Origin of the sequence: Vibrio ostreicida, from assembly GCF_013074385.2 — a bacterium.
In the GTDB taxonomy this organism is placed as follows: Bacteria; Pseudomonadota; Gammaproteobacteria; order Enterobacterales; family Vibrionaceae; genus Vibrio; species Vibrio ostreicida.
Window position 1 is genome coordinate 1 of sequence record NZ_JABEYA020000001.1, and the last position, 24,648, is coordinate 24,648.

Annotated in this window: 21 protein-coding genes and 1 pseudogene; 15 read left to right on the forward strand and 7 right to left on the reverse strand. The window is 43.7% G+C overall.

The features are described 5' to 3' along the window. Positions 1 to 125: 125 nt before the first annotated feature. A complete protein-coding gene (locus HLM86_RS00005) occupies positions 126 to 680 on the reverse strand; it encodes a gamma-glutamylcyclotransferase family protein (protein WP_076585902.1) in 555 nt (184 codons plus the stop codon). A gap of 122 nt (positions 681 to 802) precedes the next feature. Further along, the gene (locus tag HLM86_RS00010; RefSeq protein ID WP_170882225.1) at positions 803 to 2,698 is read right to left on the reverse strand and encodes a fructose-specific PTS transporter subunit EIIC; all 1,896 of its coding nucleotides are present in this window, start codon (positions 2,696 to 2,698) and stop codon (positions 803 to 805) included. 347 nt (positions 2,699 to 3,045) lie between these two features. Between HLM86_RS00010 and HLM86_RS00015 the strand changes: the two genes are divergently transcribed. Beyond that, a complete protein-coding gene (locus tag HLM86_RS00015; RefSeq protein WP_170882224.1) occupies positions 3,046 to 3,888 on the forward strand; it encodes a helix-turn-helix transcriptional regulator in 843 nt (280 codons plus the stop codon). Here the strand turns inward: HLM86_RS00015 and HLM86_RS00020 are convergent. Both HLM86_RS00020 and HLM86_RS00025 read right to left on the reverse strand, forming a co-directional pair. Beyond that, positions 3,885 to 4,661, reverse strand: a complete 777-nt coding sequence (locus HLM86_RS00020) for a PTS sugar transporter subunit IIA (RefSeq protein ID WP_170882223.1) — start codon at positions 4,659 to 4,661, stop codon at positions 3,885 to 3,887. The genes HLM86_RS00015 and HLM86_RS00020 overlap by 4 nt on opposite strands. Then, entirely contained in the window at positions 4,658 to 4,960 is a 303-nt protein-coding gene (locus HLM86_RS00025; protein WP_170882222.1) for a PTS fructose transporter subunit IIB, read from the reverse strand. Before HLM86_RS00025 ends, HLM86_RS00020 begins: the two co-directional genes overlap by 4 nt. 227 nt (positions 4,961 to 5,187) lie before the next feature. On the opposite strand from HLM86_RS00025, the pseudogene HLM86_RS00030 reads away from it, so the two are divergent. Further along, a pseudogene (locus tag HLM86_RS00030) lies at positions 5,188 to 6,373 on the forward strand (NnrS family protein). Between the two features lie 100 nt (positions 6,374 to 6,473). Here the strand turns inward: HLM86_RS00030 and dapD are convergent. Both dapD and HLM86_RS00040 read right to left on the reverse strand, forming a co-directional pair. Continuing rightward, entirely contained in the window at positions 6,474 to 7,505 is a 1,032-nt protein-coding gene (gene dapD / locus HLM86_RS00035) for a 2,3,4,5-tetrahydropyridine-2,6-dicarboxylate N-succinyltransferase (protein ID WP_076585894.1), read from the reverse strand. Positions 7,506 to 7,838: 333 nt separating this feature from the next. Continuing rightward, positions 7,839 to 8,447, reverse strand: a complete 609-nt coding sequence (locus HLM86_RS00040; RefSeq protein ID WP_004747907.1) for a peroxiredoxin — start codon at positions 8,445 to 8,447, stop codon at positions 7,839 to 7,841. 197 nt (positions 8,448 to 8,644) lie between these two features. Here HLM86_RS00040 and HLM86_RS00045 point away from each other — a divergent pair, with 197 nt between their 5' ends. From HLM86_RS00045 to HLM86_RS00095, 11 genes are all read left to right on the forward strand, one after another. After that, a complete protein-coding gene (locus HLM86_RS00045; RefSeq protein WP_170882221.1) occupies positions 8,645 to 9,550 on the forward strand; it encodes a hydrogen peroxide-inducible genes activator in 906 nt (301 codons plus the stop codon). A 560-nt stretch (positions 9,551 to 10,110) separates the two neighbouring features. Then, a complete protein-coding gene (gene aceB / locus HLM86_RS00050; protein WP_170882220.1) occupies positions 10,111 to 11,754 on the forward strand; it encodes a malate synthase A in 1,644 nt (547 codons plus the stop codon). Between the two features lie 127 nt (positions 11,755 to 11,881). Beyond that, complete coding sequence (aceA, locus tag HLM86_RS00055) at positions 11,882 to 13,195, forward strand: isocitrate lyase (RefSeq protein WP_170882219.1); 1,314 nt, start codon at positions 11,882 to 11,884, stop codon at positions 13,193 to 13,195. A gap of 796 nt (positions 13,196 to 13,991) precedes the next feature. After that, positions 13,992 to 15,074 carry a phosphoribosyltransferase domain-containing protein gene (locus tag HLM86_RS00060; protein ID WP_076585886.1) on the forward strand — a complete coding sequence of 361 codons (1,083 nt, stop codon included), beginning with the start codon at positions 13,992 to 13,994 and terminating at the stop codon, positions 15,072 to 15,074. Further along, positions 15,071 to 15,820, forward strand: a complete 750-nt coding sequence (locus HLM86_RS00065; RefSeq protein WP_076585884.1) for an HAD family hydrolase — start codon at positions 15,071 to 15,073, stop codon at positions 15,818 to 15,820. Before HLM86_RS00060 ends, HLM86_RS00065 begins: the two co-directional genes overlap by 4 nt. Before the next feature lie 6 nt (positions 15,821 to 15,826). Further along, positions 15,827 to 16,927: a cysteine protease StiP family protein gene (locus tag HLM86_RS00070; protein ID WP_170882218.1), complete on the forward strand. Its 1,101-nt coding sequence runs from the start codon at positions 15,827 to 15,829 to the stop codon at positions 16,925 to 16,927. Continuing rightward, positions 16,924 to 17,808, forward strand: a complete 885-nt coding sequence (locus HLM86_RS00075; protein WP_076585881.1) for an HpcH/HpaI aldolase/citrate lyase family protein — start codon at positions 16,924 to 16,926, stop codon at positions 17,806 to 17,808. The genes HLM86_RS00070 and HLM86_RS00075 overlap by 4 nt, the downstream gene beginning before the upstream one ends. Before the next feature lie 118 nt (positions 17,809 to 17,926). Further along, entirely contained in the window at positions 17,927 to 19,072 is a 1,146-nt protein-coding gene (locus tag HLM86_RS00080) for a hypothetical protein (protein ID WP_170882216.1), read from the forward strand. A 39-nt stretch (positions 19,073 to 19,111) separates the two neighbouring features. Next, positions 19,112 to 20,272 carry a toxic anion resistance protein gene (locus HLM86_RS00085; RefSeq protein WP_170882215.1) on the forward strand — a complete coding sequence of 387 codons (1,161 nt, stop codon included), beginning with the start codon at positions 19,112 to 19,114 and terminating at the stop codon, positions 20,270 to 20,272. Then, a complete protein-coding gene (locus HLM86_RS00090) occupies positions 20,272 to 20,838 on the forward strand; it encodes a TerD family protein (RefSeq protein ID WP_076585875.1) in 567 nt (188 codons plus the stop codon). Before HLM86_RS00085 ends, HLM86_RS00090 begins: the two co-directional genes overlap by 1 nt. Before the next feature lie 11 nt (positions 20,839 to 20,849). Continuing rightward, complete coding sequence (locus tag HLM86_RS00095; protein WP_076585873.1) at positions 20,850 to 21,425, forward strand: TerD family protein; 576 nt, start codon at positions 20,850 to 20,852, stop codon at positions 21,423 to 21,425. 78 nt (positions 21,426 to 21,503) lie between these two features. Here HLM86_RS00095 and HLM86_RS00100 read toward each other — a convergent pair whose 3' ends face one another. Next, positions 21,504 to 21,947 (reverse strand): CBS domain-containing protein, encoded by a 444-nt coding sequence (locus HLM86_RS00100; RefSeq protein WP_170882214.1) that lies wholly within the window; start codon positions 21,945 to 21,947, stop codon positions 21,504 to 21,506. Between the two features lie 293 nt (positions 21,948 to 22,240). On the opposite strand from HLM86_RS00100, the gene queA reads away from it, so the two are divergent. Both queA and tgt read left to right on the forward strand, forming a co-directional pair. After that, positions 22,241 to 23,293 carry a tRNA preQ1(34) S-adenosylmethionine ribosyltransferase-isomerase QueA gene (gene queA, locus HLM86_RS00105; protein ID WP_076586001.1) on the forward strand — a complete coding sequence of 351 codons (1,053 nt, stop codon included), beginning with the start codon at positions 22,241 to 22,243 and terminating at the stop codon, positions 23,291 to 23,293. Between the two features lie 147 nt (positions 23,294 to 23,440). Beyond that, the gene (tgt, locus tag HLM86_RS00110; protein ID WP_076585869.1) at positions 23,441 to 24,574 is read left to right on the forward strand and encodes a tRNA guanosine(34) transglycosylase Tgt; all 1,134 of its coding nucleotides are present in this window, start codon (positions 23,441 to 23,443) and stop codon (positions 24,572 to 24,574) included. Positions 24,575 to 24,648: the final 74 nt, after the last annotated feature.

Sequence of the window (24,648 nt, forward strand, 5' to 3'; positions counted from 1 at the left end):
ATGAGCGAGAGCTTAATCCTAGAACCAAGACGGCAAAGATCCTTCCCTAGAGTCGTAAAGAAAAAGCCAAGTAGATACCCTAGAAAGAACAATGCCGCTCATCTTAAGTGAACGGCATTAGCGCATTACGCTCCCTTTATTAGTTTATCAATCACCGGATAGTGATGTGCTTCTACACCAGCAAGGTTGCCATACTTAGGTGCATGTCGATCGTCTTCTCGTGGGAAGTGCCAGCCGATGGTGTGCTCAATAAATTGTTTGGCAAACGGTTCGGAAATTTCCAGACACCCTACTAATACAGTATCGACATAGGTTTGCATGATAGGGCTCAGGTGACATGGCGGCTCTGGGTTGTCTTTGATATACACCCAAATCTGATCATTGGCACGAAACGGGTTATCGCAATCAAGCTGTGAATGAGGCACTTCCACTCTATGGTAGCCTCGCTCGCGAACATCAAACTCACTTAGCTCATTTTCGCTGATTTCGAGTAGAACTCCATTGACTAAGCCCTCGCCTTTATTCACAACCAGCGGCGAGAGGATATAACTGTCGTCCACTTTCCCCCAGTAGCGTTTGAAGCCATTAATTATGGCAGGCAAAGCTTGCACAGTTTTTCCTGTCAGTTGTCTCGATGCGGAGTTCATTAAACTGCCGTAGCCAAAGATGTAAATTGCCATGTATTTTCCCTCTGTGTTCAACAAACAACCTAAAGGTTTTTACCACAAAAGAAAAGACCCCGTAAAAACGGGGTCTGAATAGCGCGCAAAATAGGGGGAGCGCGCTTAAGGTGCTTAAATGATTAAGCGGTTGCTAGCTGCGCTTTCGCTTTACGCATCTTCTTAAGTGAAATACAGGTTAGGGCGGTCACGACTGTACCTGCCGCCATACAAAGCAGTGCCATCAGTGGTAGGTTCATTGCGCCAAGCAAGGCGACAACCGGACCACCGTGCGCGACGCTGTTGGTGACACCAAATGAGAAGGCCATTACCGCCGCCACCATAGAGCCAAGCACGTTAGCAGGAATCACAGACATGGGATCTTGCGCGGCAAATGGTATTGCGCCTTCTGAGATACCGACCAAGCCCATAGCACCAGCCGCTTTACCCGCTTCGAGTTCTGATTCTTCAAATAGATTGAATTTACGACCAAGGAAAGTGGCGAGACCCATACCAAGAGGTGCTACAGGAATTGCACACGCCATAGCGCCCATAAATTGCGTCTGACCACTGGCTATCATGCCGACAGAGAACAAGAACGCGACTTTGTTAAACGGCCCGCCCATATCAAAACCAGCCATGCCACCTAAGACAATACCCAACAGAATCACACTGCCAGTACTCATGCTGACTAACATCGCATTTAGGCTATCCATCAAGCTTGCAATGGGTGCACCAATGACGAAGATAAACAGGCTAGAGATAAACAAAGAGCCGAGGATTGGTGCAATCATAATAGGCACCAATGGCTGAATAAATTTATGGTAGTTGATGCTCGTCAGCCATTTGACAAAATAGCCCACCAGCAGGCCAGCAACGATGGCGCCGATAAAACCTGTGCCAGCTTCCGCACCATAGAAAGAACCATTGTTCGCAATCCAGCCACCGATTAATCCTGGTGCGAGACCAGGACGATCAGCAATCGCATAGGCGATGTAGCCTGCCAAGATAGGGATCATCAAGGTAAACGACACCACACCGACATCCAGTACTTTTTGCCACATGCTGCCTTCAGGAATCGCCATTCCTGCAGGCGTTGGCTCGCCACCAATGGCCAGCGCGAGCGCGATCAATAGGCCACCTGTGACCACAAATGGAATCATGTGTGAAACGCCGTTCATCAGGTAGCGGTATAAGTCGCTACGTGCATTTGAAGAGGCTGTCTTAGTGGTTTGGCTTTCATCGCCTGCTGTATAGAGTGGCGCTTGTAGCGCTTTTTCTATCAAGCCTTTAGCATCGCTGATAGGGGCTTTGACGCCGGTCGTGATGACCTTTTTTCCCGCGAAGCGATTCATATCAACCTGTTTATCACAGGCGACAATGATCGCGTCAGCTTGGGCTATCTCTTCTGAACTTGGCGCGTTTTTGACCCCGATAGATCCATTGGTTTCGACCTTGATTTGATAGCCAAGTTCAGCGGCGCCTTTTTCTAAGGCTTCGGCGGCTAGGTAAGTGTGCGCCACGCCTGCTGGACAGCCGGTAACACCGATTAAAAAGCCTTGATCGGCTTCTGGGTTATCGTGCGGGCTTTGTGGCTTAGCAAGCAGTAACTCTAATGCCTCTTCGGCGGAACTGGCCTGCATAAAACGCTCGATAAACCCTGCTTCGATCAGTTTGGAAGAGAGTTCAGCCAGCACTTCGATATGATGGTCTGCACCACCATCAGGAGAGGCAATCATAAAAAATAGTTTACTCGGCCGACCGTTTTCTGCGCCGTATTCTATCCCTTGGCGACTAATACCAATCGCGACAGCAGGTTGGGAGACAGCGGCACTTTTGGCATGAGGCAGCGCAACGCCGTCTTCAAAACCCGTGTTGCCAATCTCTTCTCGAGCTTGAATGTCGCTGAGGAACTGTGTTTTGTCACTGATGCGATGATTGTCGTTTAACAATTCGATCAGCTCTTCGAACACTTCTTGTTTGGTTGTTGCTTGGAGATCTAAGCAAATCAACGCTGGATTGATTAAGTCTGTGATCATCTTGTCTACCCCATTTGGCTCCGTTCGGTGCGGAACTTGTTTTTATCTGAGAGTCATTGTGGGAGACTTGGTTAAAATTTTTTAGTGCACCAGAAATACATTTACTGGATTTTTGTAACCATAAAATTAGAGTGTGACTAAACTCAATTATTGATGCCAATGTGATCCTTTATGTTTTTTATATTAATAACATTATTTATCATGCTCTTATGTTCATTTTTTGTCTCAACTGCCTTTGGTGGATAAAGAGAAAATTATATAAACTAGAGTAAAGTAACTTATTGTGTGGGCATGTTTTTATTGATGTTCCTCACGAAAATACCTCTAAAATTATTCGAGATGTTGTTATGAGCCATGTATTTCATGAATTATTGGATAGCGTTATTCATGAGCGAGAGCATTTTAATCGTATCTGGTTTGCGTCAGATAAGTTAACCCCACCTGCTTTTAGCTATCAGGTAAACTTTCCTCGTCTCGAACTTGTGCTAAGTGGTGAATACCTCAATCAGATGGAATCGTCTCAGGAGAGTCATGTTGAGATTACGGCACTGAGCGGTGATGTCTTGTATATACCACCAAATTGCTGGAACAAACCCAACTGGGAAAATGAATGCTCGGTACTGAGTCTGTTGTTTGGACGAAGGCAACTGGGGTTTAGCTTAGTGAGCAAGCGGGCAGGAGAGAGGGGGTTTTATGATATCCAGAAATACTCGGTAAAAACTCGAACTGGTCACGCGGTTGATCATATCTTGCAGGCACTGAACGCGTTAGCTCAGGAACCTCAAAAAACTCCGATGGATGAACATTTGCTGGTGGCTCTGCTCAGCTATTGCCAGTCAATACTGCAAAAGCCTGATCGCAGTTCGAAAAGCCACAGTGAAGATCTTTACCAAGGCATTTGTATTTATATTCAAGAGAATTTTCATCGTGCGATTACCCGAACGTCGATTGCTTCGCGGTTTAACATTTCCCCCAATCATTTGTCGCGTTTGTTCCGTCAACAAGGGCACATGACGCTTGCTGATTACATTACTTGGGTCCGAATCGACCGTGCTAAATTTATGCTGAAACGTTATGACTTTCGCCTACAGGAAGTGGCGAACCGTTGTGGTTACGCAGATGCCAACTATTTCTTTCGGGTGTTTAAAAACAAAGTGGGAATGACACCGAGCCAATATCGGGCGAGTTAGGCTTGTGCAAGTTTGTGGGTAAGAAGAGCTTTTAGTGCTTGTGGCTCGCGACTGGTATACAGCAATTGGCAAAAATCTGGATCCAGTAGTGAGCGGGTCAAGCGTGTGAAGGCCAGTAAGACATCACGTGAAGCGTTATTTGGTAAAGCGATAGCGATGATCATGCTGACACCTCCCAAAGTCGCTGAGCCCCAGTCTAACTCTTCACTCAGTGACACAATGCTGACACTTGGGATGTCGATCGCCTCACTCATGATGTGAGGAAGGGCGATGCCATGCCCAATCGCGGTGGAAGAGGTTTGCTCTCGCTGAGCAAACTGCTCACATATCAAAGCAGGGTTTGAGCTGGTAATGCACTTTGTAACGAGATCCAAAGCCTTTGACTTACTCTCAACATTACTGTGGTAGTACAAGTAGCTTAGTGGAAAGTCGAGATGAAAGGTGGGCAGATTGCCGAGCCGTGCAATGTTGGTTAATTCGTTACTTTTATGCGCAGTATTGACCAGACTAAACTGATCGCTGATGAAATCGGTAAATACCATGCAGGCCAGTTCTGCATCCGAACCTTCAATGTGTATTTGGCATAAGTCGAATTCCTGACTGCCCAACGACATGATCTGCAAAGGGTGCTCGATATTGGCTCTTTCCCACTTGGTGACGTTAAGTAAGACGACCACCGAGCGAAACATCCCGCTCAAGGCTTTGAGGCGATGGATTTTCCAACTGGCAAATCCATCCTCAGGAAGAACGAACGTAATGCGACGTTCAATCACAGTGATTGGCACCTGTCGAGCACGGCGTCAACATTGGTCAGGACTTCTTCGATGGTGACAACATGGATCTTACAACCAGTGAAGCGTGCACGTTGTTCTACTTCTATATCTGAAGCAATCAAAACCAGATCTGCGCGCATGATATCTTGAGCGGACAATTGATTTTCGATGCCCATTGCTCCTTGAGTTTCGACCTTGACCTGCAAGCCTTTTTTGGGCGCAGCTTTACTCAATACATCGGCAGCCATGTAAGTATGAGCAATACCGGTGGGGCAGGCGGTTACAGCAACAATTTTCATCTAACACCTCACTATATCCAGATGGTGTATTGTCAACTTCTGACGACTTGGGTCAATGATCCAAACCTCCTAAATCTGAATTATTATTACTTTTATGTGTCTTTATGACCTGATTTTTCAGGGTCATAAAGACATGCCTTCTTCTTAACATATTGAATTTCATTTGGTTTTACATTGGAATGAATATTGCTCTTAGATCATCAGATTCAATATTCGGAGTGACGATTGTGCTCAATATTACTGACAAAAAAGTAGAAGAAGCCATTGCGCCGATTTTACGTTTGGGATTTCGGCCTTTCTTTTTGCTTGGGGCAATTTACGCTGTCATTGCTGTTGCCTTGTGGGTATGGATGTTTCACACCGGCCAGCCTACGGCACTAAGAGTGCCAACTTTGTGGTGGCATGTGCATGAGATGTTGTTTGGTTTCTCGATGGCGATTGTGGTGGGGTTTGCCTTGACCGCCGTCCAAAACTGGACAGGAATCAATGGCACCAAGCACCATCGATTGGCGGTACTGGTTGGCTTGTGGTTGTTTGCGCGCGTGCTGTTCTGGACCCCTGTACCTTTGTGGTTGATTTCAACGATCGAGGCTCTGTTTATCGCTTTCGCTTCGTATGAAGTTGGCCGTCGAGTGATCAAAACCAAAGGGTGGAAAAATCTATTTTTTGTGCCTTTGTTTGTTTTGGCGATGGTGGCGAACTTCGCCAGCTATGCGACCATCAAGGGGATGCCGCCGTTTCCTTCTTCGGCGGTCTGGCAGGCAATGTTATGGTGGTTTACGATTTTACTGTCGGTGATGGGCGGGCGAGTGATCCCCTTCTTTAACCGCGCGGCGCTTTAATTTTGATAAGCCACAGCCGATGGCTTGGTTAGAGTGGACGGCAAACCTACCGCTGGTCAGTTTATTTATTCTGAGCTTTTTCCCGGTCACTTTCGCTCAGCTCGGGCCTTCTCTGATGGCCATTTCCGGTTTAGCACATTTGGTTCGTGTGCTGAGATGGCAGCCGTGGCGCACCGTCAAAGAGCCGTTAGTGTGGGCACTGCACTTAGCTTACTGGTGTATTCCGGTCAGCCTATTACTGAGAGGGTTACTCGATAACCCATTTGCAGGCCACAATATGTTGCACCTGTTTACGATTGGAGCGCTCGGTGGCTTGATACTGGCGATGATCGCTCGTGTCACCATGGGGCATACTGGGCGAGCAATTTATCAGGGGCCAAACATGGTGTTAGCGTTCGCTATGCTGATGGCCGCTGCGTTAGTTCGTAGTGTTGGTGTGGTTCTGTGGCCAGCCCAAATGATGTTGATGATCGATATCAGTGGGCTACTGTGGGTACTGGCGTTTACTCTGTATGTGATTAAGTTCGGCCCTATGTTGCTAAAAGCGAGAGTTGACGGTCACCCTGGTTGAGTAGGTAACGGCTGCATTCGCGTGCTGATCGATTCACTTAGCAGAAAAATAAAAAGGGCTGATGCTTACACATCAACCCTTTTTTTGTTCGGCTACCCGCTTAGTTATTGCTGTGTAGCTCGGAGTTCAGTTCTACGGCGGTTTTGTTTGCTAGACATTCAATCTGACCAGTTACTGAGTTGCGACGGAACAGTAAGTCAGACACGCCAGCTAGATCGCGTGCTTTCACCATTTCAACTTCTGTGCCTTCTGAGTCCAGCATACGAACTTTAGCGCCAGCTGTTACGTATAGACCGGACTCAACCGTACAACGATCACCCAGTGGGAAACCAAGGCCAGCGTTAGCGCCTAACAGTGAACTTTCACCGATAGACACAACGACAGAACCACCACCTGAAAGTGTCCCCATGATTGACGCACCGCCGCCGATATCAGAGCCGTTACCAACCACAACGCCAGCAGAGATACGGCCTTCGACCATGCTCACACCGGTTGTGCCTGCGTTGAAGTTGATGAAGCCTTCATGCATAACGGTTGTGCCTTCACCCACATGAGCGCCAAGGCGGACGCGTGAAGTATCAGCGATACGAACACCAGCAGGTACCACGTAATCGACCATTTTAGGGAACTTGTCGACACAATCGACAGAAAGGTGACGGCCCGCTAGACGCGCTTCAATTTGGCGCTCAGCCAACTCTGGCAGGTCGATTGGGCCTTCGTTGGTCCACGCAATGTTATGCAGTAGACCAAAGATGCCATCGAGAACCGTGCCGTGAGGCAATACTAGGCGGTTAGAGATAAGTTGAAGTTTTAGGAAGCCTTCAGCAACAGAAGCTGGTTTTTCATCTGCCTCAAGAATAACCAGTACCAGCGGCTGTGAAGACTCGGCTGCTTTCGCTGCGAACGATGCGTTGGCCGCGTCCCCATTCGCTTCGAATGCGACAGCAAGTTCTGCGCTTTGGGTGGCAGAGATTTTGATGGCTTGGTTGCCTTGCTCGTAACCCGCTACTTTTGCGACTGCATCTACCAGTGCATCCGACGGGTTAAGAACTGGGTTTGGGAAAAATGCTTCAATGATTTTTCCATCACGGTTTTTGGTTGCCGTACCGAAGGCTAGAGAAAAGTAAGCCATGTTGAATCTCCGTTTAGTCGTCGTCAGTTAGGAAGAGTGAAGTCTTCCTCTAAATCAGTTGAGTTCATCATAAAGAGAGCCTTTTCGACTTTAAAGAGCAGAGACAGAGAAAGTCTTTAGGTCGATACGTTTTGTCTCTTTAGCGATATATTGTCTTTTTATCTCTATAGGGAAGTCAATGTCATTCTAAAGGGTAGTCGAGCGTGAAAGCCAAATAAAAAGAACCCGAAACTGGGTTTCGGGCTCTTTAAATAAGACGTTACTTTAAATGCATTGGTTGAGCTTTATATTGTCCAACCAAGACACCCGTTGAGCTTGGGTGTGAAAGCAAAATTACTTGCTTAGGTCTTCTGCGTGCTCAGATAGGAACGCTGCAACACCTTTTGGAGATGCGTCCATACCTGCTTTACCTTCTTCCCACTGTGCAGGACATACTTCACCGTTCTTCTGGTGGAAGTTTAAAGCGTCAACCATACGCAGCATTTCGTCGATGTTACGGCCTAGTGGTAGGTCGTTAACAACTTGGTGACGTACAAGGCCTTCTTCGTCGATTAGGAAAGAACCACGGAAAGCAACGCCAGCTTCTGGGTGCTCAACGTCGTATGCTTTACAGATTTCGTGCTTAACATCAGCGACGAGTGGGTACTTCACTTGACCGATACCGCCATCTTCGATAGCCGTGTTACGCCATGCGTTGTGAGAGAACTGAGAATCGATAGAAACACCGATGACTTCAACACCTTTAGCTTGGAAATCAGCGAGACGGTTGTCGAAAGCGATGAGCTCAGATGGGCAAACGAACGTGAAGTCTAGTGGGTAGAAGAAAACGACGGCTTTTTTACCTTTAGTGAATTCTGCAAAGTTGAAGTTATCAACGATTTCACCGTTACCTAGAACAGCTGCAGCAGTAAAATCTGGGGCTTGACGACCTACTAGTACCATTTTTTTGCTCCTAAAATATATGGTTAGTTCCAAACCTAGCTAAGTGTTTTTGGTTTGGTCCGTGTTTGTACGCGACAAACTATAGTACAGATTGTAGTATTGAAAAAAGCGAAATAAATAGATTGAGTTAATCGAAAAAAGCGATGAGATTAAACGATAGCCAAAGTCATCAATAGAACCCAGCAACAGGCAGAATTATGAACAAATGGCCTAGCCTCAAACAACTGCATTACTTGACTACACTGCATGAAACACGTCATTTCAGTGAAGCTGCGGAAAAATGTTATGTCAGTCAATCCACCTTAAGTAAAGGAATACAAAATCTCGAAGAATTGATCGGGTGTCCGCTCTATGAGAAAAAAGATAAGAAAAGCCCATTGGTTTTTACTCAGGTAGGTGAGTTAGTCGTAAAGCAAGGACGTGAGTTGTTGGCCAAAGGGCAGGATTTAGTTGAGCTCGGGCGTTTATGTCAGGGAGACGAAATGGAAGGTCAACTTCGGTTGGGCTGTATTCCAACTATTGCCCCTTTTCTATTGTCAAATTTAGTGCAAAAGGTCAACCAGCGTTTTCCTCAACTCAATCTTCTTTTGAGGGAAGATACGACCACCAATTTGCTTGCGGCGTTACGTCATGGTGAGCTTGACGTCCTTATTCTTGCTCTGCCCATTAATATCGATGGTATGGAAAGCCAAATTGTGGGTCATGATCCTTTTAGAATGATCATTAGCCGCCACCAAGCTGATACTATCCGTACTCCCATCAAGTATGACGACTTACCCGATGAGTCTGTCTTCCTGCTTGAAAAAGAGCACTGTCTAACGGAACACGCGGTGTCAGCTTGCCAGCTGACTGAAAAAAACAAGATCAACCCATTCTCTGCAACGAGTTTGCACACGCTGGTTCAAATGGTTGCAAATGGATTGGGGACGACATTTATTCCTCAGATGGCCATCGATCATGGCTTGATTGAAAATCAGAACCTTATCGTTATTGATGCGCCAGGAAAACAGGCATATCGACATATAGGTTTGGTCTGGCGCCCGAGTTCTTCTCGAGTCGATACTATTAATCAGTTGGCAAAACTGGTTACTGAGTTGCTTTAATGATGCCTCTTTGAGGAATTAGCCCGTAAAAAGCACTATAAATTAAACTTTTGGTGGAATATTACTCTGCCTGTTAAGTTTGACTTGTAAAATTTCACACTGATTTTTTGATGAAGCTTTCAAAAAATAGTGAAATTACACACTGTGTATTTTACACGCGACAAGCGCGTTTGTGTTTGATCTACCCATGTCTGACTGCGCCAAATCATAGTCACAAAGGACTTTCTACTTGTCTTTATCCCGAACCATTATGTTTAAAGTGCTCTGCTCACCTAAAAAATAATGTAATTAAATTACGTAATAAATAATACATTAGTGCCTTAAATCAGGTGTTTAAAGGCAACGGAATAATACTTTGAATTTCTATTTTGTTTGCTTTGGTACTTTTTACCCAAGTCTTGTTGGTGTAAATTTATAAAGAGTGTTACGAGATATCTACCTAGATTTATGAGCGGGTTTTGTTGCATTTTTATAATACTCGTTGCTTTTCATAGTTTGATTTTTTTGTTGTTTTATAGTTACAAATGTAACTTTTGTTCCGGCAGTGAAAGGAAAACATAATGCTTGCTAATACATTCGAAAAAGACAGGACAGCGGTTGAACCTGATTCAATCTATCAAGAGGGACTGCTTGAGATAACAGGCCCTTTATTACCCGATCAGCAAGCCATTTTCCCCGCACAAGCCCAAACCTTTTTATCTTATCTATGCGCTAAATTTGCGAAGAAGGTTGATGGTTTACTCTGTGATAGAGAAGGTCAGCAAGCGAAAGTTGATGAAGGTCAATTACCTGACTTTCTCGAAGAGACACGAGATATCAGAGAGGGGAGCTGGAAAATTCTGGGTATCCCTCTAGATTTGCAAGACCGCCGCGTAGAAATTACAGGTCCAACTGACCGTAAAATGGTGATTAATGCGCTGAATGCGAACGTGAAAGTGTTTATGGCGGATTTTGAAGACTCGATGTCCCCCGCATGGGATAAGGTGTTAGATGGTCAAATCAACCTGCGTGACGCGGTGGATGGCAACATCAATTACACCAACCCAGTTAGTGGTAAGCAATATAAGTTGAAAGATGATCCCGCGGTTCTTATCTGCCGAGTGCGTGGCTTACACCTAAAAGAAAAACACGTGACATTTAACGGTGAGAGTATTCCTGGGGCTTTATTCGACTTCGCTCTCTATTTCTACAACAACTACAAAGCTCTGATGAAAAAAGGCAGTGGCCCTTACTTCTACCTACCAAAACTGCAATCGCATAAAGAAGCGCAGTGGTGGAGTCAAGTATTCCATTTTACCGAAGACTATTTTGGTTTACACACTGGAACAATCAAAGCAACGGTATTGATTGAAACCTTATCAGCAGTATTTGAAATGGATGAGATTCTGTTTTCTTTGAAAGAGCACATTGTTGGCCTTAACTGCGGGCGTTGGGATTACATCTTTAGCTACATCAAAACTCTCAAAAACCATCCGGATAGGGTGCTACCAGATCGTCAGGCCGTGACTATGGATAAGCCTTTCTTAAATGCGTATTCGCGTTTGCTTATCCGAACCTGTCACCGCCGAGGCGCGTTTGCGATGGGTGGAATGGCGGCTTTCATTCCAGTAAAAGATCTGGGGGAGAATCAAAAGGTTCTCGACAAAATTCAGAATGATAAATCACTGGAAGCAAATAACGGCCATGACGGGACGTGGGTTGCTCACCCTGGTTTGGCGGATACGGCGATGGAAGTGTTCGGTAGTGTATTGGGTGAGAGAATCAACCAACTTGAGATTTTGCGCGCTGAAGATACGCCTATTACCGCCAAGGATCTGCTGGAACCTTGCCCTGGGGAAAGAACAGAGCAGGGCATGCGCCACAATATTCGAGTGGGGCTCCAATACATTGAAGCATGGATCTCAGGCAATGGTTGTGTGCCGATTTATGGCCTGATGGAAGACGCCGCGACGGCAGAGATCTCCCGAGCTTCTATCTGGCAATGGATTCAGCATGGTAAAGCACTGGACAACGGTCAAGTTGTGACCAAGGCCTTGTTCGAGCAATACCTCAATGAGGAAATTGAGGTCGTCAAAACGGAAGTCGGTGATGAGTGCTACCAAGCAGGCCGCTTTGAAGAAGCAGCTGAACTGATGGCTAGGCTGACGACCAGTGATGAGTTGAGCAACTTTTTAACTATTCCAGGCTACGACTATCTGGATTAATGAATCAATAACAACACCAGTAACGTGAACATTCTGAGGCGGATATGGATGTACCGCTTTGAAATGAGAAATAACTGCGCTCGTATTGGTATCTAATCGATGCGCTCATCAAAAGAAGGACAAACCGATGACTGATTTAACTCGCCGCCAACAAATTGAAGCTCTAGAAAAAGACTGGGCAACAAACCCACGCTGGAGAAATGTAAAGCGTCCTTACACTGCTGAAGAGGTGGTTGAACTGCGCGGCTCTATGGTGCCCGTTAATACGATTGCACAGCGTGGTGCTGACAAACTGTGGTCTTTGGTCAACGGTAACGCTAAGAAAGGTTACGTTAACTGTCTCGGTGCATTGACGGGGGGACAGGCGGTACAGCAAGCGAAAGCAGGCATTGAAGCGGTCTATCTTTCTGGATGGCAGGTCGCTGCAGACAACAACACGGCGTCGACTATGTACCCAGATCAATCACTTTATCCGGTGGATTCAGTGCCTTCTGTAGTCAAGCGGATCAATAATTCATTTCGTCGTGCCGATCAAATTCAGTGGTCTAGTGGTCAATCCCCTCAAGATGAAACGGGCATTGATTACTTTCTGCCTATTGTTGCGGATGCAGAGGCAGGTTTTGGTGGCGTTCTCAATGCTTACGAGTTGATGAAATCGATGATTGAGGCTGGCGCGTCAGGGGTTCATTTTGAAGATCAACTCGCTTCGGTTAAAAAGTGTGGTCATATGGGGGGCAAAGTGTTGGTGCCCACTCAAGAAGCAGTACAGAAGCTGGTGGCAGCAAGATTGGCTGCGGATGTTGCCGATACGACGACTTTGGTGATTGCTCGCACAGATGCCAATGCTGCGGACCTCTTAACTTCTGACTGTGACCCTTATGACAAAGATTTTGTTCTGGGGGAGCGTACTCAGGAAGGCTTCTATCGCGTTCGGGCTGGAATAGATCAAGCGATTGCGAGAGGTCTGGCTTATGCGCCTTATGCTGACCTTATTTGGTGTGAAACCGCGACTCCTTGTCTTGAAGAGGCTCGTAAGTTCGCTGAAGCGATTCACGCGGAATACCCAGACCAGCTACTCGCGTACAACTGTTCTCCTTCATTCAACTGGGAGAAGAACTTGGATGCAGAAACCATTGCTAAATTCCAGCAAGAGCTGTCCGACATGGGCTACAAATACCAGTTCATTACACTAGCGGGCATTCACAATATGTGGTTCAACATGTTCGAACTTGCGCACGACTATGCACAAGGTGAAGGTATGCGCCACTACGTTGAAAAAGTACAGCGCCCAGAGTTCCAAGCCGCAGAGAAAGGCTACACCTTCGTAGCACACCAGCAAGAAGTGGGTACTGGCTACTTCGACAAGATGACCAACACCATTCAAGGGGGGAATTCATCTGTCACGGCTCTGACGGGTTCAACGGAAGAGGACCAGTTCTAGGCAGGATAGGTTGTATGAATAGGGTGTTTGAACAACCAACACCTAGATTAATGCATTGACATAGCTGGGGAATAGAGTGGGTGATGAACGTCAGCCTCTCTATTTCAATTATCCACTTAATTGCGATTTCGTTAGAAAATAGGCCACCACCCCACATCCGTTATTTCACCCCTTTACGTCATAACACCATTCTTCCAGACCTAAATACTGATTGTTAATAACCGCTAGACATGTGAAATTGCATTTCACTCCTTGGTGAGAAATAAAAATGTTACCTGCTTTCCAACGTTGACTTTAAATTCAATTCTAGACTTATACGGTTATGAAGTTTTACCTTTCTCTTTAGGTAAAACGTAGGTGTTTTAGAGGCCTTCACTAGTTATTTTAACTAAATGAGTGGTAGTTTTAACTGTATTGCATTAATCGAATACCGTTAACCTATTGACCTCGCTAAGATTGCACAGCAGAGTCAAAAATCATCACATCGAGCGATGTTTAGAGTTTAAAGAAATGCAAATATATCAATAGGAGCGGCACATAGTTTAGTTTCCTATTGAGCATAAATGATTGGCAAAAGCCATTTCTAGAACTTAGAAAAGTCTCTTACATGAAGATCTTTATGATGAATGACCTGCTGAAGTAACAAGATTTGGCGATGAAAACCACCCTGATTCTGTATTTTACAGAATGGCTCATTTAAAGGACTAATGTATTTATAAACAGCCATTCAGCGGTAATGACTTCTTCTGTCTGTCAGTCATCGTAGACCTGTTAAATTAAATTGTAGTGAATAGCGATGAAATTCAAAATAAGAAATGGGACGTTGGATATATCAGTGAAGCAGCAAACCGTTTCATTAGAAGATCTACTATCGTTTGCCTCAAGAGAAAATCCGAAAAGAGGTTTTCTCTTTGTGTCGAAAGTGCTTGGTAAGCACTTACCTGTTAAGCCGAAAGCAATGAGAGCAAGTTACGACATGCTCATAGAATCACTTCGCCAAGATTGCTCAACATTTGTTGTTGGTATGGCTGAAACAGCAACAGGTCTGGGAGCGGGCGTAGCGGATAGCTTGGCCATTAAACAATCAGCGTCCGTGTTTTACCAGCACACGACAAGAAGTGATACCCCAGATCCGATATGGTTTACGTTAGATGAAGCGCATAGCCATGCGGTCGATCATATTTTCTATCAGCCGCAGGCTGAATTACTTGCCCAGATTACCTCTTGTCAGCGCTTGGTACTTGTCGACGATGAAATTTCTACAGGCCGGACTCTCAAACTGCTTGGTGATAGATTAATCGCTAAACTTCCCCATCTAAAAGAAGTCGTGATTATCTCACTCGTTAACTGGCTCGATGAAACGAGTAAACATCAATTTGATCATTGGTCAATCCCAGTGAAATTTGTGTCACTTCTCGAAGGTAGCTTTGAATTTGATGCGGAGTCTGGCCTAGACCTTAAGTTGCCAGACAATGTAGATAAAGGCTTATCGAAAAATAACGCCAGAAATGATTTAGGTCGTTTTGCAATTGAAATGCCCTTTCGAGGTCACATACCTAGACTTGATATTTCCAAACCTATTGCGGTTGTCGGTGATGGAGAGCATTTGTATCTGCCCTTTCTAATGGCAGAGCTTGCAGAACAGCAAGGCGGAGATGTTGTGTTTCAGTCAACATCACGTTCCCCCATTATGTTAGGGGATGCGATTGAAACTAAACGCGCTTTTCAAATAGATGAACGCAGTATTGAACATTACATTTACAACTTTGATGATCAAGATCGGGCTGCCGTGCATTTAATAGAGGATGAATCGAAAAGAGAAATCCATCAGTTTGCCAAGTTATATCCACTGAAAAATTTACTGGTAGCACCTTCATGAAAACGACATTGTTTACAGATATTGACGACTGTTTGATCGCTACGGAAAAAAAACACCCTCAGGGCACAGCACTTGATGTGGCAGCACTGGATATTGACGGTAATCCGCGTTCATTTGTATCACCAAAGCAGAAGGCGCTATTAAATATTTTTTCCAAATCAAACAGCAATATTATTCCTGTAACAGGCCGAAGTCTCGACACACTAAACCGGGTAAACATCACGGCCTTGTTCAACTCTTGGAAAGTCGTCTCACATGGTGCATTGATCATTGATGTCGATGGAAATATTGATAGTGGATGGATGAAACATCAGCGTGATGAATTTTCCTTGCCTTGTTGGTCGGTATTATTGAATGACTTAAATCATCGTATTAATCAACTCATTGAAAGTGCCGGTCTGGCAGCGGCGAGTTATGTCGTCTCTGAAGGCGATGTAGACTGCTATATCTGTATAAAATGTCAGGAAAATACTGACTATAACTCAGTGTTCGATCAGGCTTGCGACCTTCTGACAAGTGTTGATATGCAGCTTAAAATACATATTAACGGTCGTAATATGGCACTGCTGCCTCCTTATACGAGTAAAGCTAGAGCGGTTGAGTACTTAATTAAATCACACTCTCTAGATAAAAATACGCTGATGGTAAGTTTGGGGGATAGTTTGTCAGACTTGCCTTTCATGAAGAAAGCGGATTTTGCTTTGATGCCGACCAATAGTCAGATATCTAACAATGTGTCATGGTAATCAAGAATGAATCAGTTAAAAGAAACCATTGTTGGTAGTTATGACAAAAATGATTGTGAGTTTTTACTGGACGTCATTGAGCCCACATACTACGAAATTGAAGACAAGGAAAAGTTGATTCAATCTGGGGAGCTCCATTACTCTGATATGATCAGTAGAGAAAGTAGACCAACAGCTCAATACAGTGAACTGTTCTTTACTTTTACAGATAAATACAAACGAAAACTAGCGGAACATATCCTAACTCTGGCTAAAATTATTGATAAAAATAGGTCGGGAGAAATAGTTCTCGTATCTTTGGCTAGAGCGGGTACGCCAATTGGGGTCCTACTTAAAAAAGCACTTGAATTAACGCTCAACCGAGAGGCTCGCCATTACAGTATTAGTATTGTCCGAGATCGTGGTATTGATACCAACGCGTTAGATTACCTAATAAAAAACCAAAGCATCGCATCACATTCGATCGTATTTATCGATGGGTGGACGGCCAAGGGGGTAATAAATCGCGAGTTAAAATTATCTATTGATCGCTATAACTTAAAGAATAATACCGCGGTTCCTCGCGATCTTTATGTTATTTCGGACTGCGGTGGCTGCGCGGATTTTTGTGCGACTGATGAAGATTATCCTATTCCTTCATCCATGCTGAATTCTACAGTTTCTGGGTTGATTTCACGAAGTGTTTGGCAATCAAAACAAAGCGGCAGGTTTCATGGTTGTGTGATCAATAATCATTTGGCTGATGATGATCATTCCAACTGGTTTATTGATCAGGTTGTCCGTGAGTTCAATAGAGAATCAGAGCATGAAAATACTTTACTAGAAAGCCAAAATGTACGCCAAGAAAAAATGCAATGCTTTGTCGAAAAAATGAAGAAAGCGCATTCTATATCAGACATCAACTATATGAAGCCAGGCATTGCAGAATCAACAAGAGTGATGCTTCGACGAGTGCCTTCACTATTAATATTGCGTTCTTTAGATAGCTCTAAAGTACAACATTTGATTCTATTAGCAAAGGAGAAAAATGTTACAATTTTTGAAGACGAAACACTTTTATTTGAAGCATGCACAATCATAAAAACCATGAATAAAGGTGCTGAATGATGCAAGAAAACATCTACTTTTCACTCGGAGCAACGTTATATACACCTTGTACTCACGACAAACTCAGTCAAATTATGTCAGAAGGACTAGGTTCGAAGAGTATGGTTTTTTGTACCGAAGACGCGGTATCTGATGACCAACTTAATTTTAGTTTAGAGAACCTTAGAAGTGCGTTAGTAGCGTTGGAACATAACTCAAAATTTAAGCGGTTTATTCGGCCAAGAAATGCAAAAATACTAAAGCAAATGTTAGACTTTGATGGAATTGAAAAGATTGATGGCTTTGTCTTGCCAAAATATGATCTAAGTACATTAAATGAGTACCATGATGTATTAATATCTTCTTCGCATCCGTTTAAAGTCATGCCGACATTGGAATCTCCTGAAGTAATGTGTCCGAAAAATTTGATATTGATTCGAGACCATCTCAATTCGATTAAAGACCGTGTTATATGCTTAAGGATCGGTGGCAATGATTTGTTTAATATTTTGGGAATTAAACGCATGCCGAGGCAGACTATATACGACACACCTTTGCGAATTATTATAGAACAACTGATTATCACGTTTAGGCCTTATGGGTATGAACTGTCCGCGCCTGTATTTGACTTTTTGGAAGACAGAGTGACTCTGGAAAAAGAGCTACGTATGGACTTGAATTTTGGTTTCTTCGGTAAGACGGCCATACACCCAGATCAAGTTACTGTGATTGAAAGTTTTTTTCATGATTACTCGAGCGGTTACATAAAACAAGCTGAATCAATCCTAGCTAAAAGCTCTCCTGCGATTTATAAAATGAGCGGGCAAATGATGGAAACAGCGTGTCACATAAATTGGGCAAAAAGGACAAAGCGCTTAGCTAACTCTTTTGACTACTACTGATATAATATTTAAACCTTTATGGTTGGAATTTGGTGATAATTAGAAATTTTAATCATTATTTTGTAAATAATAAACAATCGAATGGAACACATTGATTGTTAGTGAAGAAGAATATTTTATGATAAAGACTTTTCATCACAAAGTGGCCAGTAAATCGGATACAAATCAGAATCTTGAAGATGAGTCCCCTTCGTCACTCCAATCTTCTTCTGAGGCCCCAAAGGTAAAGCAGTTTTTTGGTGTTGCCTCTTCAAGCAGCCAAAAAAATAATCCCCCTGTTATTGAAGAGCCCTTGGAAAGTACAACGACATCAGAAGAAGTGCTCTCTTACCAAAATATAGAGAGAAAACCATCCGTCTTATTTAGTAATAAAATTAAATCGATTCAAAGCGATGTCGTCGACGTTGATGACTCTCTGATGAAAATAGCGGAATCAGTTTGCGAGAAAGAGTTTAATGGATTCGTTCTCTCTAAAGGTGAATACTTAATGATCAATAACATTAAGTCTTCAATCAATTTCGATGACCCTTCTTGCCAAATTGAGTTTGGTAGCCAGCTTTCTAAGCGATTTCAAGATGTCCAAGGGTTTTTATCCGATTACGCAAAAATTGGTAAAGTTGATCGAATTCTTCAATTAGGCACAGCTATTATCGATTTAGCAAAAAGCATTGATATAGATATATTTAATCCAAATAAAATATCGACAAAAATATCTAGCTTTCTGGGAAGTAAAAAGCAAAAAATACGAAAGGTTAAGTTTGAATTCGATAGCGCCAGTGACCGGATAGATCTCAGAATCAATAAGATATTTGATAACTTAAGTGAAACACACAACACTTTAGATGAGTTTCGTAAATGGTCCAAAGAGTTAACTAGCCTACAGCGCGAGGTGAGGCTAAGTGTTATTGCCTTGATGTTGACCATCCAAAGCCCCTCTGGAATAGACAACCAAGGTAGTAGTGATTTACCTGAAGTATTTAGGGATGGAAATAAAGAATCATTACAGCGCTGGGAAAGGAAGTTGAATAACCTTAGGGCTCTCGGGCAATCTATAGAGTTAACCTTTCCACAAATGGACTTATACACAAGTAACTTAGTGACTAGTTTCGAAAGACTTGAAGAGATAAAAGTGAATATTATTCAAGTATGGAAACAACAGTTTTTGAGCATTATTGCTGAAGATGAATCTAATGATTCTACTATGTACTACGAGCTCAATGATATTCAAGAAACCCTAATTCGAAATATAGAGGAACTTCAATAAATGACTTTTAAACCAGCGAGCTTTAGCCCGAGTAGGCCGATGTCAAATACAGTGGTTGAAACTGCACCGGTAAATGGTGAGCTATTACCTCAGCTCGATCTAACTCACCTAGATACACAACTGAATGTCGCTATTGACATGTATAAGAAAGAGTTAGTCGAAGCTGCATTGGACCCGCAAGAAGTTTATTCACAGATTTATACACAACTAAAAGATAGCGATGTATTTTCTGCCCATGGAATATCAACACTCGGCCAGTCATCTGCAGAGAGAATCGGAGAGTATTCCGATTCGATGTTGAAACATGTTCGTACCAAAGATCTTGAGGAGATGGGTGATAATCTAAATGCCGTTATTGGAATGGCGAAAGGTGTGGATATCTCCAGCCTCGTTGGAAAGGAAAGTTTTTTTGGTAAGATTGTCCAAAAGTTTCGTAATACCAAAGAGGCCATTCTTTCGCAATTTAATTCTGTAAGTACTCAATTGGATCGTGTTGTAAAAGAAGTCGATTCCCAACAAAATCGTTTGCAAGAAAGATCGGTACAACTTGATGTTGTATTTAATCAGAACATCCTTCAATACAAATCGCTCTCTCAATCAATAGTGTACGGCGAAGCGAGAAGGTTGTTGGTTAAAGATAAAATAGATGAACTTTCATCTGACCCTGAAATTCAGAGTTCTCCTCTTAAAACTCAAATGGTAAGCGATTTACAATCAAACCATGATCGTATTCAAAAACGCACGCATGATTTGAAAAGTTTGCAGCTATTGGCGTTACAAACAGCCCCAATGATTCGTATGGTTCAAACCAATAATATTACTTTGATTGAAAAGTTTAATAATATAAAGACACTGACCATTCCATCTTGGAAAAAGCAATTTACGCTGGCTATTTCCATGCTTGAACAGAAAAAATCGCTGGAGCTGTCTTCAAAAATTGATGATGCCACCAACGACTTAATTCGAAAGAATGCGGATCTCTTAAGACAAAACACCTTGCAGACAGCGCAAGCGAATCAGCGCTCGGCTATCGATATTGAAACACTAGAGCATGTTCAACAGACACTCATCTCGACACTTGAAGATGTGGTGGCTATTGAGCAAGAAGGGGCACGCAACCGTCAGGTCGCCGATGAGAAAATGGTTAACATGAGACAACAGCTTTCAAGCATGCTGAAAAATAAAAAAGGAAATGAATAATGGCGATTAATTTAGAGAAAGGTAACTCCATTAACCTGAATAAAGTGGAACCGGAACTGACCAAATTGAAATTGGGCCTAGGTTGGGATCTATTAGCCACTGAACCCCCGATTGATATTGATTGCAGTATTTTTATTTGTAGTAATGATGCTCAACAGCAACCTAAGCTTATCTCAGATAATCACTTTGTTTTTTATAATAATCTAAAGTGCCCTCAGAACGCAGTCACCCATGAGGGTGATAATCGAACGGGTGAGGGTGACGGCGATGACGAAGTCATTCATATCGACCTACCGAATATTGATCCAAATGCGACTGAGTTATCAATTTTTGTCACTATCCATAATGACAACCGTGGTTTTTCAAAGGTAACGACGAGTTACATTCGCCTCTATAATGAACTCACTGGCAACCTAATCGCGGAATACTATTTGGGTCAAGAGTTTGCCAATGAGAGTGCGGTTCAATTCGGTTCTTTGGTCAGAAACGGCAGTGAATGGTCATTCCATGCTGTGGGCGCTGGTTATCAACTGGCTTTAGGTGACATTGTTGCGGGCTATCAATAAGGGATTGAACAATGGCGATTAAATTATCCAAAAACTCTTCTATCTCTTTGACGAAAGAAGTTGAACAACTGTCTAAAGTCACGGTTGGGGTTGGGTGGGATATGGCAAAACCCACAGGATTTTTATCATCTTTATTTGGAGCAACTTCGATCGATCTGGATGCTTCGTGTGTTTTACTTGATGAGAAGCTTCGAGAGGTTGATACCGTTTGGTTTGGTCAACTTAAGTCAAAGTGTGGTGCTATAAAACATAGCGGCGATAACCGTACCGGTGATGGGGATGGGGATGATGAACAAATTAGCATCTCGTTGCCGAAACTTCCCAAGTCGGTGCACCATCTTGCGATTACGGTCAACAGTTATGCAGGCCAATCTTTCGAGAAAGTGGACAATGCATTTTGCCGTGTAATGGACCGTTCTTCTAAAGAAATATGTCGTTTTACTTTGTCAGAACAAGGTCGCCATACCGGAGTGTTTATCGGTTTACTGAGCGTTAAGCAAGGTGAGTGGATATTCAGTTCTAAGGGCATACCGATGTCAGGTCGAACGGTCGATGAGCTTAAGACACAAGTCATGGCCCATATCTAGGCTAGGCTGAGTGGTTAAGTGCCTAACAACCAGCGTTCGTTGACTCTAGAACGCTGGTCATCTTACCCATCAATGTCACTATAACTCCAATTCTTGCGGTTCATTTTCTAGCTGTAACTTGAGGAGATTGATGGCGATGGCCACAAAATCGCTGTCTGTGATGATTCCGACGAGTTGTCCCTTCTCAACGACCGGAAGACAACCGACTTTATATTTCTGCATATAGATCGCACTCTCTTTTAAACCTGACTGTGGCGAGACGGTCATAACGCCTGTTTTCATGATTTGATAGAGCGGTGTATGAAGGGTAAAAGATTGAGTTTCTGTATTTGAGTTTAAAAAGGATTCTTGCGCAGCAAGTACGTCACGCTGCGAGACGACTCCAAGTAACTGATGGTTATCATCAACAATTGGTATATGTCGAATATCGAGCGCTTCCATCGTGTGCTTTGCATCGGCAAGTTGATGGGAGCGCAACAAGGTATGTGGGGTGCGTGTCATCATATCTTCAACTTTAATCATAGCGTCCTCCTAGGCTCTGCGTTCATCTTCTAAATATAGCTATTTTCCATCGGTGAGTTTGAGAGCGGTATAGATTTTATTCTTAACGATGGGCAAAAAATTAAGAATGATTGACGATCAATTATTAGAGGTGGCCGCTCCAGTTATCGCAGCATGTATTTGGTGACAGATTGTAATAATTGATCGCTCAAGTCTTGCTATTGCGCTTAGGCGGCCTATACTATCCGGCTGCTAAAAAGCGTTGTTTGCAAGACAATCAGCTTGGCCATTACTCACGAAAAAAGATCCGAATCATGCAAGTATCCGATTTTCACTTTGACTTACCTGATGAACTCATTGCTCGCTACCCCCAGCCGACACGTACTGCAAGCCGACTCCTGAAGTTGGACGGCAATTCTGGTGCCATTAAGGATGGCTCATTTATTGATGTGCTTGATTTGGTTCAGCCGGGCGATCTCGTTGTGTTCAATAATACCCGAGTTATTCCCGCGCGGTTGTTTGGTCGAAAAGAGTCCGGCGGTAAACTAGAAGTATTAGTTGAACGCATGCTGGATGACAAAAGTATTCTGGCTCACGTACGCTGTTCTAAATCACCCAAACCAGGCTCAACAGTCATCATCGGTGAAAACGAACAATATCGTGCTGAAATGGTGGCGCGTCACGATGCATTATTTGAACTCAAGTTTGATTCAGATAAAACGGTTTTAGCGATTCTGGAAGACATTGGTCACATGCCTTTACCTCCCTATATAGACCGTCCAGATGAAGAGTCAGATAAAGAGCGCTATCAAACGGTATACAACCAGAAACCTGGAGCCGTAGCAGCACCCACTGCGGGTCTGCATTTTGATGACCCGTTGATCGAATCAATTAAAGCAAAAGGTGTTGAACTCGCTTATGTCACACTTCATGTTGGGGCTGGTACATTTCAACCCGTAAAAGTTGATAATATTAATGATCATCATATGCATGCAGAGTATGTCGAAGTCCCTTTAGAGGTGGTTGATGCCATTAAGGAAACAAAAGAACGTGGTGGTCGTGTTATCGCGGTCGGAACGACTTCCGTACGCTCGTTGGAAAGCGCCGCGCAGCAAGCAATAAAAAATGGAACGGAGCTAGCTCCATTTTTTGGTGACACAGAGATTTTCATTTATCCGGGTTACCAATATCAGTTAGTGGATTGTTTGATTACTAATTTCCACCTCCCTGAATCGACGCTGATTATGCTAGTGAGTGCGTTTGCAGGGTATGAGCACACGATGGCCGCTTACCAGCATGCCGTGGCCAATCAGTACCGTTTCTTCTCCTATGGTGACTCTATGTTCATCGACAAGAAAACGGCATAATAAACAAGATAGTAGTTACGAGTGCTAGCATGACGCTAGGGGACCAAGCTAGAGCTTGGTTTCTTGCAAGGAAAGGCAACCACTCCACATAGAGCTATTCAGCTCGTCACGTATCGTCAGACTGTTTCTCTGACAATTGGAGGCTTCGTGAAGTTAACATTTAGTTTAAAAAATAAAGATGGCGTTGCTCGTCGTGGTCAACTGACCTTTGAACGTGGTACGGTAGAAACGCCGGCGTTTATGCCTGTAGGGACTTACGGCACAGTCAAAGGCATGACACCAGAAGAAGTGAGAGGGACAGGTGCTGAGATTCTCCTTGGTAACACGTTCCACTTATGGCTTCGCCCTGGACAGGAGATCATGAAGTTACATGGTGATCTGCATGACTTTATGAATTGGCAAGGGCCAATTCTAACCGATTCAGGTGGCTTTCAGGTCTTTAGCTTAGGTGACATTCGTAAAATCACTGAAGAAGGTGTGCATTTTCGCAGTCCGGTAAATGGTGACAAAATTTTCATGGATGCCGAAAAATCGATGGAGATTCAAAACGATCTGGGTTCCGATGTGGTTATGATCTTTGATGAATGTACTCCTTATCCTGCCACGCATGCTGAAGCGAAGAAATCGATGGAAATGTCGTTGCGTTGGGCCCAGCGTTCTCGTGACCATTTCGACAAGCTGGATAACCCGAATAGCCTATTTGGTATTGTTCAGGGCGGTGTTTTTGAAGACCTTCGTGATAGTTCAGTCAAAGGCCTGACCGACATAGGTTTTGATGGCTATGCGGTGGGTGGGCTCGCGGTTGGGGAGCCCAAAGAAGATATGCACCGTATTCTGGAGCATACGTGCCCGCAACTACCCGAAGACAAACCCCGTTACTTGATGGGTGTTGGCAAACCGGAAGATTTAGTGGAAGGTGTACGTCGAGGCATCGATATGTTTGACTGTGTCATGCCAACGCGTAACGCTCGTAATGGGCACCTGTTTGTTACCGATGGCGTGATTAAGATCCGGAATGCGAAACATAAAACCGACACCACAGCATTGGATCCTGAGTGTGACTGCTACACTTGCGAAAATTATTCCAAGTCATACCTGCATCATTTAGACCGTTGTAACGAAATTCTGGGTGCGCGCCTAAATACGATCCATAACCTGCGTCATTACCAGCGTTTGATGGAGAGTATTCGTCAGGCTATTGAAGAAGAGCGCTTTGATGAGTTTGTTGAAGAGTTCTACGCTCGCCTGAATCGTGATGTACCACCGTTGAATCAGCAGTAAAGATTACATTACAAAGTCTTTGGCTTTCTAGCCAAAGGCAATATTGAAAAATCTGGCAAACGCTACTTTTTTGA